Raw genomic sequence first — 16,320 nt, forward strand, 5'->3', positions numbered from 1 at the left:
TTAAAGAATCATTTCCACACAAAAAAAGCCACACAATGTGGCTTTTATTACTCATTTATGAACAAGTTTGGTGCTGTATAATATTTTCTGGCACCACTTACGACGTTATCTTTTCCGATTCGTGTGTAAGGGGCTACGAAGTGTTTGTTGTAGATGAACAGTCCCACAACTTGTGAGAATTTGTTGAGTACAGGAGATTTTTCTTCGAATTCCAAGAATTCACACTTATTCATATCGTAATATTCTTGGAAGACGTAGCCTGTGCGGATAAATTCTGGAAGTTTTTCTTGCAATTCTTCTTCTCTCATTTCACTTCCTACGTATATTCCAAGTGATGCGTAACCGTCAATTGGTTTGAAGATGTATTTATCTTTGTTCATTATGATTTCGTAAGCATCACGTTCTTCGATTTTTTTCGTGAATGGAACGTGTTCGTCGATGAATTTCTTTTCTTCATTATTCAACAAAGCTTGTGTTTGTTCGTCTCTGAAGATTTCAAATATAAGCTTGGAGTGCATCAATTGTGACCTGAATGATCCTACCATGAAGAATGCGTTGTCCATGTACGCATCCAAGAATGGCTTGATTTGATCTTTTATTTTCAACAATTCTAATGTTACTATTCTTCTGTAAACCAAATCTATCACGTAATCTCCGTGGCACAATTTGCCGTCTTTGTATTCCAAATCTCTGATGTCGATGATTTCGCAGTTGAATCCATTTTCTTCGTAGACTCTTTTGAATTCGTCAAATTCGTTTGGAGTTCCCACTTCTAAATTATCCACGATAGCGACATTTGGTTTCTTATCGGATACGTATTTTTTGTACATATCAGCTGTTTCCCAAACCCATGGAGTGAACATATCGACATTTTCAACGTTGTGTTTCTCCATGAATTTTTGCATAGCTTTTGTTTGAAGGAGAAGTTGTCCTAGTGTGTTGTCTTCGTTCATCGCAGATGATCCGTCTGTGTTAAGTTCACAAAGCATGTAGTTTACTCCGTCGTAGAACACGTCGTAGCGACAGATTGGAACGGGAACATCGTAGCCTGGATCGTGAAGCACTAGTTCTTCGATTGCTGGATCCAATTGGAATATTTTACGATATTCGGGATTTTCCACAAATTCTTTGGTGATTTTGTCAGTCATGCTCATCAAAACATTTGAAATATATACAAAATCTGAGCGGTTCTTTTTGTTGTAGAAAAGTCCTTGGTAGGTCATAGGGATTGGTTCTCCGTGATAAATGGCCTTAGAAACTTTTGTTTTGGCGATAAAATCCACGAAATCCCTGTAATACATATCTTCGTCTTCTCGTACTATTTTATATAATTCTAATGAATATTCGTCATTAAACATCTAAATCCTCCAATTTTATTTCGCTTTCAATCACAGCTTCACGAAGTCCTTTTTCCTTGTAAGTTTTCTCGAACATGTCTCTTGGATTTATTCCGTTTTCTAACATTTCTTCTAGTGGAATGAGATATCCGATTTCATTTGCTGGAAGGCCGTTTTTTGCCATATCCACAAGCATTTTGCAAAACTCTAACATGTTAACATTCATAAATGTAGCATCCAGTCCTTTTTCACGCGCGTCTAGTTTTGCTTTCATGCAATTATCGTATGTCATATTTTTGAAAAGCTCTGATAATTTGTCCAAATTAGTATCGTCGTAGAACAATCCTTTGATTAGAGCGACTGCTGAGAAATTAAGTGGATATTTGATTTCATCCATCATTCTGATTTCAATGTATCGTTTCGCCCTTACATCTGGAAATACTATTGATAATGCGTGGAAAATCATATCAGTATCCCTAACGTCTTTGAATACTTCCTTAAAAGTTGTCCCTCCGACATAATAAGATTCGTGGTTTTCATCAATTGAGAAAATCAACGGAGTGTTTAATATATTTTCGGCGTATTTCTTGTAGCTCAAATCATCATCGAAGCTAAACTTATACATTCCAGATCTGTCAGTGTCTGTGTTTTCCCAGATAATTTCTCTCATGTTACGACTTTTTGCAGGCTCTCCTTCGAAAATGTATGCGTTGTCGAATAATGTGTAGAATACTGGAGACAAACAGTTTGCGATTTTGTATTTCTTAACGAAATCTTCTTCGGATGAATAGTCGATGCTGCATTGTAAAGAGCAAGTGCCCTTCATCATATTGTGAGCCATATCTCCTCTTTCGTTGAAATATTTGTACATAAAATCGTATCTTTTTTTAGGCAAGATTTTAATCTCGTCGATTTTAGTCACAGGATGATAGCCCAAAGTCACCATCGCTTGGTTTTTCTTATCGAAAACTTCAACAAGTTTTCTCATATTTTTGATGTAAATATCCTTCAAATCGTCGATGTTCCACTTCGATGACAAAGCAACTTCGAACTGACTTCCTGGTTCTGTCGACACTGCCAAATCATCATTTTCAAGTCCAAGAATGTATTCTCCTTCCTTATAAGCGACACATCCTCCTTCGTGAAGTTCTCTGAGAGTTTCGCCTACTCCGTTTTCACCAAAATACGACACAGTCTTCAACGTATCTTTGTCTATGATGAAATGTTCCATCTCCATTCCGACAGTGAATTCTTCCTTTAATTTTTCTCCGCTTTTAATGTAGTTAATTACAGCTTCAAGCTGTTTTTCGTAATCCATTTTTACTCCTTTTTAATGTCTGCTACAGTAATATCACAAATTTTTATCAAATCTTCGGGAGCAATTTTGATTTGCGCTCCAATTTTGCCTCCAGACACGTAAATATATTCTTTATTTTCACAACTTTCGTCTATAAAAGTCTTAAATTTTGTTTTCATTCCAATAGGAGAGCAACCGCCTCTTATGTAGCCTGTAGTTTTCAACAAATCTTTTACGTGAATCATTTCAAGCTTTTTCACTCCGGCTATTTTCGCACACTTTTTCAGGTCAAGCTCGTCTTTTACAGCCACAACGAACACAAAATTTTCATTTGTGTTGGAAACTGTGACAAGAGTTTTGAACACGTAAGCTTCGTCCTCATTCAATTTGTTTGCGACATTTTCTCCGCTTACATCGTCTCCTACAGAGTATTCTATATATTTATACCCAATTTTTTCTTTGTCGAGCATTCTCATTGCGTTAGTTTTTTTCATAAAAACATCCTTTCATTATTAATATTATACTACAAGTGAAAATTTTGTGGATTTATAAAATATTTGATACATTTACTTGCGTAAAATGTCTGTTTATGGGTAAATATATACGAGGAGGATTTTTAATGGAACAAAGTTTAAACATTAGATATATATACCACAGTTCATTTTCTTTGGAGTTTGAAGACAAGATAATTATTTTCGATTATTTTCAAGGAACTTTGCCAAAAAATGTGAACGATAAGAAAGTGATTTTCGTGGTGACTCATTCACACGCAGATCACTACAACGAGAGTATTTTCGATTATGAAAATGCCAGTGACATTACATATATTGTCAGCGAAGATGTATACGAAGAGGTTTTTGATTACGATACGAAGGACAATATCGTGTTTTTAGGACAAGATAATATCGAAGATTTGAAGAAGCATTTCGGTAAAAAAGTTATAAAACTTGAAGTTGGTGAATCGACTTCTGTGTACGGTGCAGATTTTACAGCGCTTGGTTCTACTGATATGGGAATTAGCGTGTATTTTGAAGCGAATCATTTGAAATTTTTCTTCGCTGGAGATTTGAACAATTGGGTGTGGGAAGAAGACACCGAAGAAGAAAAAGAAAAGATGCAACAGGATTTCTCCAAGGAAATCGACAAGATAGGGCATATTGACATTGGATTTTTCCCAGTTGATCCTAGATTAAAGGAAAGATACGATTTGGGTGTGAATGAATTTGTCGACAAATGCAATCCGAAAGTTTTGTTCCCAATGCATTTTACAAAAGATCCAACAATCGTGGACACTTTCATCGACACACACGATTACGAGGGCTGCAAGATTGTGAATATGAAAAAGGAACACGATACGTTTCAAGTTATAATAAAATAATTGATTTAATATAATATTTTTGGTAAAATTAATATACAAGAGGGAGTAGCTTAAAAATATTGTGTCGTCATTACGGTTGAAACCCGGCACAAAGCCACTTTGGTTAGCAAGACTTTTGCCAGAAATGGTGAAAGTTTTTTTTATTATGAAATTAACAGGAGGTAAGAGATTGGATTGGTACAAGGAATCTAATGAGAGTGTTATCAAAAGTTTGGACACAGATCAAAACAACGGTCTATCCGACAGTAAGGTAACGAGTTTGTTAGAAAAATACGGCAAGAACGTATTAAAAGAAAAGAAGAAAAAGTCCATGGCAGCCAAATTAAAGGATCAATTTTTGGATCCAATGATAATTATTTTGCTATTGGCATCTATTTTATCCATGGCTATTGGAGAGATTACAGATAGTATTATTATCATCGCTATCGTTATTGTGAATGCGGTGCTTTCGATTTATCAAGAAGGTAAGGCGGAACAAGCAATAGAAGCTTTGCAAAAAATGGCAAGTCCTAAAGCCAAGGTTATAAGAAACGGCAAGATTATGGAAGTGGATTCACAAAATTTGGTTCCAGGAGATATCGTTGAATTGGAAACAGGGGATATTATTCCTGCCGATTTGAGATTATTGGAATCTACTAACTTGAAAATCGACGAATCATCGTTGACTGGTGAATCGGTTGCTGTAGAAAAGAACGCTAAGGATGAGATTACGACAGATGCAGGAATTGGCGACAGAACAAACATGGCGTATAGCTCTTCTATCGTAAGTTACGGTAGAGCTAAGGGTGTCGTTGTGGAAACTGCACAAAACACAGAAATCGGTAAAATTGCAACGAGTTTATCACAGGTTGAAGACGAAGAAACTCCTCTTCAAAGAAAGCTTGCACAATTGTCTAAGCAATTGGGTATCGTAACTGTTGTTGTGTGCGCAATTGTGTTTGTAGTTGGATATTTCTTGTATGATTTTGATGCATTGAATATGCTTATGACTGCGGTATCACTTGCGGTTGCGGCGATTCCAGAAGGACTACCAGCTATAGTTACAATCGTGCTTAGTTTGGGAATGGGAAGAATGGCAGAGAAAAACGCCATCGTCAAGAAACTTTTGGCAGTTGAAACATTGGGAACAACAACTGTAATTTGCTCTGACAAGACTGGTACATTGACTCAAAACGAAATGACTGTGAAGAAAATCTACGTTGATGGAACAGATGTCGATGTCACAGGAACAGGATACAAACCTGAAGGCGATTATTTGATTGAAGACAGAAAAATGCAAGAAGATGACATCAAATCTCTTAACACTTTGCTTCACATAATGAGTCTTACTAATGATTCAAAATTAATCGAAGAAGACGGAACTTACAAAATCGTTGGGGATCCTACTGAAGGAGCACTTCACACAGCAGCAGGAAAACAAGACATCACAAAAGATGAATCCAATCAAAACTATCCTAGAATAGAAGAAATTCCATTCGATTCAGAAAGAAAAATGATGACTACATTCCACGACAAATTCTTAACTGACAAAGTTGTATCCTTCACAAAAGGTGCACCAGATATAGTTATCGAAAAATGTAGCAAGATTTTAATCGACAACGAAATCAAACCACTAACAGAAGAATTAAAACAACAATTGTTGAATAAAAACAGCGAATACGCTAAGCAAGCACTTCGTGTACTAGCTTATGCACTTCGTGAACACGAAGAATTACCAAGTGAAATTACATCTGAAAACATCGAAAAGAACATGGTATTTGTAGGATTATCTGGAATGATAGATCCACCAAGACTAGAAGTAAAAGATGCAATCAAAGAATGTAAAACAGCGGGAATCACACCAGTTATGATTACTGGAGACTACTTGGAAACTGCAGTTGCAATCGCAAAAGATTTGGGAATTTGTACGGACGATTCACAAGCAATCATGGGAGCTGAACTTAACAATATGTCAGACGAACAAATCCGTGAAATCGTCAAAGAAAAGAGAGTTTACGCGAGAGTTTCTCCACAAAACAAAGTACAAATCGTAACAGCATTAAAAGAAAATGGACACATTGCAGCGATGACAGGTGACGGCGTCAACGATGCACCTGCAATCAAAAAAGCAGACATCGGAATTGCGATGGGAATCACTGGAACAGACGTTGCGAAGAACACATCAGAAGTTATCCTTACAGACGACAACTTTGCAACAATTGTTAACGCAGTAGAAGAAGGAAGAATAATTTACTCCAACATCAAAAAATTCGTATCATTCCTACTAAGCTGTAACATCGCAGAAATTCTTATCGTATTCTTGGCGATAATGTTCAAATGGGACACACCATTTATCCCAATTCAATTATTATGGTTAAACTTAGTGACAGACTCATTCCCAGCAATGGCGCTTGGAGTTGAAAAAGGAGAAGCTGACATCATGAACAGAGCTCCTCGTTCACCAAAAGAACCAATCATCGACAAGAACATGAGACTAAGCATCATCGTTCAATCATTGGCAATCACAGTTGCAACATTGTTTGCTTATAACTATGGATTGAACCATTTTGATGGCCATATTGAATCTGCAAGAACAGTTGCATTTGCAACATTGATATTATCAGAATTACTAAGAAGTTATTCAGTAAGAAGTGAACACAAATCAGTATTCCAAATCGGATTATTCACAAACAAAGCATTAGTAATGGGAACATCACTTTCATTATTATTAATGCTAGCAGTAATCTACATCCCTGGAGTAAATGATGTATTCGAAACAATACCACTTCACCTTGAACACTACAAAGTAATCTTGCCATGCGCATTATTGCCATTCGCAGCAGGAGAAATATTAAAAGCAGTAAAAAGCAAAAAATAATAGACAACAATAAAGGCGTATCGTATGATACGTCTTTTTTAGTGGGAAAGAGCGGATAAAATGGTGTGTGGCGGACACAGGGATTGAGAGTTGCAAGATAAAGATTGTGTCAAGTATAAGCAAACATCTCGCCCGAAAACACAGATCAAGCATTTTGCAGGAATTACTTGTAAGTCGCATCTCAAGCAAACATCTCGCCCGAATATCTTGGGGAAAATTTAATAATCTTATTCGCTCAGCCTCACTTCAGAAATCTTCTTTTTAGAATATGAAATGAAGATTTCATCGTTCGAAGCGTCGCTCATAAGAAACATTAAATTTCCTATGATGATATTCTTAGCTTCGATTGTTTGCTTAAAGGTTTCGTGGGATTTACAATTGCGGTAAACAAGTAGGTCACAGATCAAACATCTCGCACGAATATCTTGTAAAAATTTAATAATCTCATTCACTCAGCCTCACTTCAGAAATCTTCTTTTTAGAATATGAAATGAAGATTTCATCGTTCGAAGCGTCGCTCATAAGAAACATTAAATTTTCTATGGTGATATTCGTAAGCTTCGATAGTTTGCTTTAACGGACACTGGGATGATTGAAGCACACACGATATGTAGCCTTGAGAGGGAAAAACTATGATTACACGGGATAATAACGCTATATTGTTGAAATATTTACGAAAAGGAGATGCATAATGAAATTTCCAGATGAGATTAAAAGAATTAGACACCCATGATCTCTCATTAGATTTCTTAGAAAACTTGGCTTTTTTAAAGATATTAAACAACCTTAAAGTATTTATTTGTTGAAATAAATATTTATATTAAAAAAGGAAGTGAATTTTACTTTTTCACTTCCTAAATTTTTTATTATTACATAATCAATAACCTATAAACCACATATAAATTTAACTGTATAGGCTACAAATATTCCGACATAATTTCCTAAAGCACCTGCTATTATACCCATTATCAATCCTACATTTATAAGAGATTTCCAATTAGCTCCTCCCGCTGTAAGAGCAGATGTTGGTCCATCTACAATGCATCCTACCATTGATAAAATTACATATTCATATTTAATTTTTAATAATCTACATATTATCAAATGTACTAATATACAGAATATCAACATTAGTAATACATATAAAGTCATAATAAATGCTGAACCGATAAATTGTTTTAAATCAACTGCAAATCCGATTGTTGAAAGGAAAATTAAAGATAAAAACAATCCTAAATCTAAATTTCCTCTTAATTTTTTTACAGGTTTCAATTGAGAAATGATTATAGAAACAGTTGTAAGCATCAATAATCTTCCTGATTTCCAAAAATCTGCAGGAAATATTTTTTGAGCAATAACTGTAGTAATAAATGTTACAGCAAAACCTATAGTAAGTAACCAAGTTATATCTTTTATTGACCATTTTTTATCGGACATAAGTGTTTCTTGTTCACCATCTTCTAATTCTTCATTACTAAGTTGATATGGCCAAAATTTATTCCATCTTTTTGATGCTTTAAGAATCATAGGAGATGCAAATAAAAATACCATAAGTGGTGTTGAAACAACATAATCTGCTGCATTTGCCGCAGCAAGAGTTTCTCTTGAACAATCAAGTCCTGTAGCTATAGCTGTTAAGTTAGGAGTTCCTCCTGTATAAGTTCCTACAAACATACCTGCGCATTTCCAACCTTCAGTTATTTTCGGTGCGAAAAAAATCCCCAATCCTATAGCAACTATACAGACAGAAAGGATAGCAGAAATCAAAGCCAATAGAGGCTCTTTAGTAAGCTTTTTTAGCTCTTTAAAATTCATACTAAGCATACAAACTGAAATTGCTACTGGTACTAAATAAGTAGAAATTTGTCCATATAAATCATGAGAAATAGGAACAACATGGGTATTTGATAAAATAATCCCCATTACTACAACTGTAAGAACAGGTCCTAAAGATTTAAAAACTTTATATTTTTGAACCCATAATGATAATGAAACCATCAATAATATGATGAAAAGTAAACCTTCGTTTCTTGTAATCAAAGCATTCAACGAATTTTCCTCCTTTAAAAATATTGTTGCCTATTAAGTGTACAATAAATGAATTTAAAATGTCAATATATTTTTTTTAATAATTTTTTGCGTTACATCATTTACAAATGTACATGCTCAAGAAGAATCTAGATCTATTTCAAAAAATATAACTTGGAAAAAAAGAAAAAGTTTTGCAAAAAGTAAAGTTTCAGTGCCATTTAAATATCTTTTAGGTTTTAAAAGAGGAAAAAATGGTTAACTTAAGGTGAACAAAAAAACTAGAATAATGACCCGAACCCGTAAACACAGAATAATCTAATAATATTTTAAACGGACACAGAGATGGTTGCAGGACAAATGTAGGTCACATATCTCGCACAACAACACAGATCAAGCATTTTGCACGAATACCTAGACTACATACCAAACAAACATCTCGCACGAATATCTTGTAAAAATTTAATAATCTCATTCACTCAGCCTCACTTCAGAAATCTTCTTTTTAGAATATGAAATGAAGATTTCATCGTTCGAAGCGTCGCTCATAAGAAACATTAAATTTTCTATGGTGATATTCGTAAGCTTCGATAGTTTGCTTTAACAGACACACGGATGACAGGGGTGATTGAAGTACACACTACTAGGTAGCCTTAGGAGATAGTAAAAACTATGGTTACATGGTATAATAACGCTATATTATTGAAACATTTACCAAAAGGAGATGCATAATGAGATTTCCAGATGAAATTAAAAGAATTAGACAACGATGCTTTCTGACACAGCAAGACTTTGCCAAAGAAATTAAAGTGGCATTTTCTACTGTGAATAGATGGGAAGGTGGCAAAGCAAAGCCTAACCTTAATGCTATGAAAAATATAAAAGAGTTCTGCCTAGTACATGATGTTGATTATTCAGATGTCGAAGAGGCATGGCTTGATTTTGAAGTGGAGGGAAAAAAATAATGTCTATTGATAATAAAAAAGAACAGGAACGTGATGAACTTCACAGAGCAATATGGGCAATTGCAGATGAACTTCGTGGTGCTGTAGATGGATGGGATTTCAAAAACTACATACTTGGTACTATGTTCTATAGATATATTTCTGAAAATATTACTAACTACATAAACACCGGCGAAATTGAAGCAGGGAACGTTGATTTTGATTTTGCACAGATGTCTGATGAGATGGCTGAACAGGCAAGAGAAGGTCTTGTACAAGAAAAAGGCTTTTTCATTCTTCCATCTGAACTATTTTGTAATGTAAGGGCAAAAGCCAAGGATGATGAGAACCTTAATGAAACACTTGAAAGGGCATTCCGCCACATAGAGGAATCCGCAAAAGGCAGTGAATCAGAATCCGACTTTGCAGGTCTATTTGATGATTTTGATGTAAACAGTAACAAACTTGGATCTACTGTTGCAAAGAGAAATGAAAAACTTTGTAAACTCCTTGATGGCGTGGCTGATATGAATCTTGGTGATGTTAAGGATCACGATATTGATGCATTTGGAGATGCCTATGAATACCTCATGACAATGTATGCATCAAATGCAGGTAAATCGGGTGGAGAATTCTTCACTCCTGCTGATGTATCAGAACTTCTTACAAGACTTGGTACAGTTGGAAAAACAGAAATTAATAAGGTGTACGATCCAGCCTGTGGTTCAGGTTCACTACTTTTAAAGGCGGAAAAAATACTTGGTAGAGATAAGATTCGTAATGGTTTTTATGGACAGGAAATCAATATTACAACCTATAACCTTTGTCGTATCAATATGTTCTTACACGATATTGGATTTGATAAATTTAATATTGCTTGTGAAGATACACTTATTGCTCCGGCACATTGGGATGATGAACCTTTTGAACTTATCGTTTCAAATCCACCTTACTCAATCAAATGGGCTGGTAATGATAATCCATTACTTATAAATGATTCTCGTTTTGCACCTGCAGGTGTTCTTGCACCAAAGAGCAAAGCTGACCTTGCCTTTATCATGCATTCACTTTCTTGGCTTGCGAGTAACGGAACAGCTGCGATTGTATGTTTTCCTGGTATTATGTACCGTGGCGGAGCTGAAAAGAAAATACGAAAATATTTGATTGATAACAACTTTGTTGATTGTGTAATTCAGTTGCCTCCTAACCTTTTCTTTGGAACTTCAATTGCAACTTGCATTATGGTAATGAAAAAGAACAAGACAGATAATAAAACGCTGTTTATCGATGCAACAAAAGAGTGCATCAAGGTCACAAACAATAATAAACTTACTGCTGACAATATGGATAAAATTGTGAACTGCTTTGCAAATCGCAGTGAAATCGAGCATTTCTCACACCTTGCAACGTATGATGAAGTTGAAGAAAATGACTACAACCTTTCTGTATCAACTTATGTTGAAGCAGAGGACACAAGAGAAAAGATTGATATCGTAAAGCTTAATGCAGAAATCAAAGAAATTGTCGCTCGTGAAGAAACCTTAAGAAAAGCAATTGATGAAATAATTACAGAAATCGAGGTAGACTAATGAGCAGATTAGAAGAACTCATTCAGGAATTGTGCCCGAATGGGGTGGAATATAAAAAGTTGGGAGATATAGGTCAAGTCAAAATGTGTAAACGTATTCTAAAATCTCAAACAAATACAATTGGAGGAATACCATTTTATAAAATTGGAACATTTGGTGGAGAGGCTAATTCTTTCATTTCTAAGGGGTTATACGAAGAATATAAAGAAAAGTATTCTTATCCTAAGATTGGTGAGATTTTAATTTCTGCTGCGGGAACAATTGGTCGTACTGTTGTGTATGATGGTGAGCCAGCCTACTATCAAGATTCTAATATTGTATGGTTATCACATAATGAAAGTGATGTTTTAAATACATTTTTAAGATATTGTTATGAGTTAAAACCTTGGAGTATATCATCTGGTGGAACGATACCAAGATTATATAATGATAATATACTAAAAGCTAAAATCCCCGTACCTCCGTTGGAGGTACAACGTGAAATAGTCCGTGTATTGGACTCTTTCACGTTACTTACAGCGGAGCTTACAGCGGAGCTTACAGCGGAGCTTACAGCTCGTAAAAAACAGTATGAATATTATAGGGATAAGTTGCTGTTTTCAGAAGAATCAAATGTGAAGAGTGTTCCATTAGGAGATATTGCTAAATTTGTTTACGGATATACTGACAAGGCAAAGGATATTGGTTCTGCTCGTTTTGTTAGAATAACCGATATTACTGAAGATGGTAGACTTGATCCGTATAATGCAAAGTATATTGAGTTAACAACTGAAAGCAGTAAATATCTTTTGCAAAAAGGTGATTTATTATTAGCTCGTACAGGCGCCACCTATGGTAAAACTCTTTACTTTGATGCAGATGAGCCGGCGGTATATGCTTCGTTTTTGATTAAAATTATCCTTGATAACTCGATTATAAAAAATAGATATTATTGGCATTTTTCTAAGTCTTCTTTATATTGGGAGCAGGCAGAACGCTATGTTTCCAAAGGCGGACAGCAACAATTCAATACAAATGCTGTAAGTCGAGTAAAAGTACCTATCCCATCATTGGAAGTGCAAGACAGAATAATCAAAATTCTTGACCGTTTTGATTCCTTATGCAACGATATTACAACTGGTCTCCCTGCTGAAATAGAAGCAAGACAAAAACAATATGAATTTTACAGAGATAAGCTGCTTTCTTTCAAACAGTTATAATATCAAAAGGAGGTGTTTGTATGTCATATTTTAATATTGTAGCAGCTACAAGTGAAAATACAGTTGTTACTGAATACGAGCCTGTGAAGGCACGTTCTAACAACTATCAGTCAGAAGCTGAACTGGAAAAGGAGTTTATTCGTATGCTGACAGAACAAGGATACGAGTATCTTCATATACACACAGAAAAAGATTTGATTTTCAACCTTCGCAGTCAGCTTGAAAGGTTGAATGCTTACCAATTTTCTGACTCTGAATGGGATAGGTTTTTTAAGAATTCTATTGCCAATCAGAATGAAGGAATTGTGGAAAAGACAAGAAAAATTCAAGAGGATAATGTTCAAGTATTAAAAAGAGATGATGGAAGTACCAAAAACATCACACTTATTGATAGGAAAAATATTCACAATAACTTTTTGCAGGTTATCAATCAGTATGTTATTGGAAAGGCTGACGGATCAAAACACGACAACAGATATGATGTTACAATTCTCGTAAATGGGTTTCCTCTTGTGCACATTGAATTAAAACGCAGAGGTGTGCCTATTCGTCAGGCTTTCAACCAAATCGATAGATATCAGCGTGATTCTTTTTGGGCAGGAAGTGGTTTGTTTGAATATACGCAGATTTTTGTTATCTCAAATGGAACTAACACAAAATACTATTCTAACAGTACCCGTTTCAATGCTATCAAGGATGTAAATGCTGTATCTACTGCAAAGAAAGGCAAAACAAGCAACAGTTTTGAATTTACTTGCTTCTGGGCGGATGCAAACAATCGTGTTATTGCTGATTTGATTGACTTCACAAGAACATTCTTTGCAAAACATACTATTCTTAATATAATCACCAAGTATTGTATTTTCACTTCTGAAAATATGCTTATGGTAATGAGACCATATCAGATTACGGCAACGGAGCGTATTTTGAATCGTATTGAGATTGCTAATAACTATAAAAAATATGGTGATGTTGCTGGAGGCGGGTATATCTGGCATACAACAGGATCGGGTAAGACTCTTACATCATTCAAAACTGCAAGACAGGCATCACTTCTTCCTTACATTGATAAGGTTCTATTTGTAGTTGACCGTAAGGATTTGGACTATCAGACTATGAAAGAATATGATCGTTTTGAAAAAGGTGCAGCTAACAGCAATACCTCTACTGCCATTCTTAAAAAGCAGTTGGAAGACACCAATTGTCACATTATCATCACGACTATTCAGAAACTTGCAACATTTATCAAGAAAAATAAAGAACATGAAGTATACAACAAGCACGTTGTAATCATCTTTGATGAATGTCATAGAAGTCAGTTCGGTGATATGCACGCCGCTATTGTAAGAAGTTTTAAGAAATATCATTTATTCGGTTTCACAGGAACACCAATCTTTCCTGCAAATACAGCAAGCTCCAGTAAGACTCAGTTTTTTACTACAGAGCAGACTTTTGGCGACCAGTTGCATACATATACTATTGTTGATGCCATCAATGATAAGAATGTACTGCCATTCAGAGTCGACTATGTCAAGACAATGGGTATGGATGAAGATATCGATGATGAACAGGTGTGGGATATTGCTCGCGAAAAGGCTATGATGGCTCCTGAACGTATAAAGCTTGTGACGGAATATATTCTTAACAACTTTGATAGAAAAACATATCGTGGTGATAAATCATATATTTACAACACCCTTACCAATATTTCAGAAGTTGCATCCGGCAAGAATGGTGTTGTAGAAGAAATCAAACAGAAACAGCGTGTAAGTGGATTTAACTCAATCTTTGCAGTTAGCTCTGTTACTATGGCAAAGTTATATTATCAGGAATTTAAAAAGCAGATGGAGAAGGATCCTACGAAGAAACTTCGTATCGCAACCATCTATAGTTATGGTGCAAATGAGCCCGAAAATGACGAAGGTACAAATGGTATCCTTGATGAGGAAAACTCGGAAGATACATCAGCACTTGACCAGTCATCGAGAGATTTTCTTGACATGGCAATCAAAGATTATAACGAGATGTTCCATACTAATTATTCGACAGATTCTGACAAGTTCCAAAATTATTATAAAGATGTATCGCTTCGTATGAAAAATAAGGAACTTGATTTGCTCATCGTTGTAAATATGTTCTTAACAGGTTTTGATGCTACTACATTAAATACACTGTGGGTAGATAAGAAGCTCAAGATGCATGGGCTTATTCAGGCATTTTCAAGAACAAACCGAATTCTTAATTCAATTAAGACTTTCGGTAATATTGTTTGTTTTAGAAACCTTCAAAAACGAGTAGACGCTGCTATTTCTCTTTTCGGTGATAAGAATGCAGGTGGTATCGTTCTGATGAAGAGTTTCAAAGATTACTACTATGGTTATGAAGGTATTGATGGAAAAAAGTATCCAGGATATATGGATATGATGGATGACTTAACTTCCAAATTCCCACTTTCAGAGACACAAATTATAGGTGAACAGAACCAGAAGGATTTCATCTCATTATTTGGTGCAATTCTACGCATGAGAAATCTATTGGTTGCATTTGATGAATTTGAAGGGCTAGAGATGATTTCTGAACGTGATTTACAGGATTATCTTGGCAGGTATCAAGATTTGCGTGATGAATGGAAAAAAATACGAGAACGTGGTGAAAGCACAGATATTACAGATGATGTTGTATTTGAAGTTGAACTTATTAAACAGATAGAAATCAATATCGACTATATCCTTATGCTTGTTAAGAAGTATCATGACAGCCACTGCGAAGATAAAGAAGTGCTTATTACAATCAAAAAGGCTATTGATGCCAGTCCAGAACTTCGTAGTAAGAAAGCGCTTATTGAAACCTTTATTTCTGGTATCAATGATGTTGAGGATGTTATGACTGAATGGCACAATTATGTGGCTGAAAAACGAGAAGAGGAACTTGTTCAGATTATTAAGGAAGAAAAACTTAAAGAGCTTGAAACAAGGAAGTTCATTGAGAATGCCTTTTGTGATGGCGAAATCAAAACAACAGGTACGGATATAGATAGACTTATGCCTCCTATATCTCGTTTCGGTGGTGGCGACAGAACTACTAAGAAGCAAGGTGTCATTGAAAAGTTTAAATCATTCTTTGAGAAGTTCTTTGGTGTTGGTGGCTCATTTACCACTAATGAACCGAATATTGTGAATTATGCTGATATTGTTTCAAATGAGCCATTGCAGATGGTAGCTGACGATACTGCAAAGTATGATTAGAGCATACCATTTTGGTAGTTGATAAAATTCGGCACAAGAAAACGACCACACAGGAGTATAAGGTGACCCCACAAAGTTGGACATAATGCCAGAGCTAGAACTGAACTAGCTCTGGTATTTCTTTTTTATTTAAGAAATTATAAAAAGAAAAGTACGCTTGACAAAAAAAGTAAAGTACGCTTGACAAAAAAGTAAAGCGAGCTATACTATATATGTAAAGCAAACTTGCTATTGGAGGAGGAAAATGAAAAACACAATTTCTCAATTAAGAAAACAGCGTAAAATAACTCAAGAAGAATTGGCAAATGAAGTTGGAGTAACAAGACAGACCATAACTTCCATTGAAACTGGAAAATATATAGCGTCACTGCCATTGGCTTTTAAAATTGCTAAGTTTTTTGATATGAGTATTGAAGAAATATTTAGTATAGAGGAGGATGATTAAT

At 35.2% G+C, this 16,320-nt stretch carries 11 protein-coding genes; 7 read left to right on the plus strand and 4 right to left on the minus strand.

What is annotated here, in order from left to right; all coding sequences use genetic code 11:
- Positions 1–47: 47 nt before the first annotated feature.
- Genes GKG00_RS06015 through ybaK form a run of 3 tightly spaced genes read right to left on the minus strand, consistent with a single transcriptional unit; the run spans position 48 to position 3,128 of the window.
- Positions 48–1,358, minus strand: coding sequence for a glutathionylspermidine synthase family protein (locus tag GKG00_RS06015; protein ID WP_154254723.1), 1,311 nt, complete (start codon positions 1,356–1,358; stop codon positions 48–50).
- Positions 1,351–2,655, minus strand: a complete 1,305-nt coding sequence (locus GKG00_RS06020; protein ID WP_154254724.1) for a glutamate-cysteine ligase family protein — start codon at positions 2,653–2,655, stop codon at positions 1,351–1,353. Before GKG00_RS06020 ends, GKG00_RS06015 begins: the two co-directional genes overlap by 8 nt.
- Positions 2,656–2,657: 2 nt before the next feature.
- Positions 2,658–3,128: a Cys-tRNA(Pro) deacylase gene (gene ybaK / locus GKG00_RS06025; protein WP_094204481.1), complete on the minus strand. Its 471-nt coding sequence runs from the start codon at positions 3,126–3,128 to the stop codon at positions 2,658–2,660.
- A 125-nt stretch (positions 3,129–3,253) separates the two neighbouring features.
- On the opposite strand from ybaK, the gene GKG00_RS06030 reads away from it, so the two are divergent.
- Together GKG00_RS06030 and GKG00_RS06035 are read left to right on the plus strand one after the other, a co-directional pair.
- Positions 3,254–4,012 (plus strand): MBL fold metallo-hydrolase, encoded by a 759-nt coding sequence (locus tag GKG00_RS06030; protein WP_154254725.1) that lies wholly within the window; start codon positions 3,254–3,256, stop codon positions 4,010–4,012.
- A 169-nt stretch (positions 4,013–4,181) separates the two neighbouring features.
- Entirely contained in the window at positions 4,182–6,869 is a 2,688-nt protein-coding gene (locus tag GKG00_RS06035) for a calcium-translocating P-type ATPase, SERCA-type (protein ID WP_154254772.1), read from the plus strand.
- 885 nt (positions 6,870–7,754) lie between these two features.
- Here the strand turns inward: GKG00_RS06035 and GKG00_RS06040 are convergent.
- On the minus strand, positions 7,755–8,918 hold the full coding sequence (locus tag GKG00_RS06040) for a DUF819 family protein (protein WP_094207771.1): 1,164 nt from the start codon (positions 8,916–8,918) through the stop codon (positions 7,755–7,757).
- A gap of 710 nt (positions 8,919–9,628) precedes the next feature.
- Here GKG00_RS06040 and GKG00_RS06045 point away from each other — a divergent pair.
- The 5 genes from GKG00_RS06045 to GKG00_RS06065 all read left to right on the plus strand — a co-directional run bounded on the left by GKG00_RS06045 (position 9,629) and on the right by GKG00_RS06065 (position 16,319).
- Positions 9,629–9,862, plus strand: a complete 234-nt coding sequence (locus GKG00_RS06045) for a helix-turn-helix transcriptional regulator (protein WP_094207770.1) — start codon at positions 9,629–9,631, stop codon at positions 9,860–9,862.
- Positions 9,862–11,430: a type I restriction-modification system subunit M gene (locus GKG00_RS06050; RefSeq protein ID WP_154254726.1), complete on the plus strand. Its 1,569-nt coding sequence runs from the start codon at positions 9,862–9,864 to the stop codon at positions 11,428–11,430. Before GKG00_RS06045 ends, GKG00_RS06050 begins: the two co-directional genes overlap by 1 nt.
- On the plus strand, positions 11,430–12,629 hold the full coding sequence (locus tag GKG00_RS06055) for a restriction endonuclease subunit S (protein WP_154254727.1): 1,200 nt from the start codon (positions 11,430–11,432) through the stop codon (positions 12,627–12,629). Before GKG00_RS06050 ends, GKG00_RS06055 begins: the two co-directional genes overlap by 1 nt.
- A 20-nt stretch (positions 12,630–12,649) precedes the next feature.
- The gene (locus GKG00_RS06060; protein WP_154254728.1) at positions 12,650–15,874 is read left to right on the plus strand and encodes a type I restriction endonuclease subunit R; all 3,225 of its coding nucleotides are present in this window, start codon (positions 12,650–12,652) and stop codon (positions 15,872–15,874) included.
- A gap of 244 nt (positions 15,875–16,118) precedes the next feature.
- On the plus strand, positions 16,119–16,319 hold the full coding sequence (locus GKG00_RS06065; RefSeq protein WP_154254730.1) for a helix-turn-helix transcriptional regulator: 201 nt from the start codon (positions 16,119–16,121) through the stop codon (positions 16,317–16,319).
- Position 16,320: the final 1 nt, after the last annotated feature.

This window comes from Finegoldia sp. BIOML-A1 (assembly GCF_009678325.1).
GTDB lineage: Bacteria > Bacillota > Clostridia > Tissierellales > Peptoniphilaceae > Finegoldia > Finegoldia magna.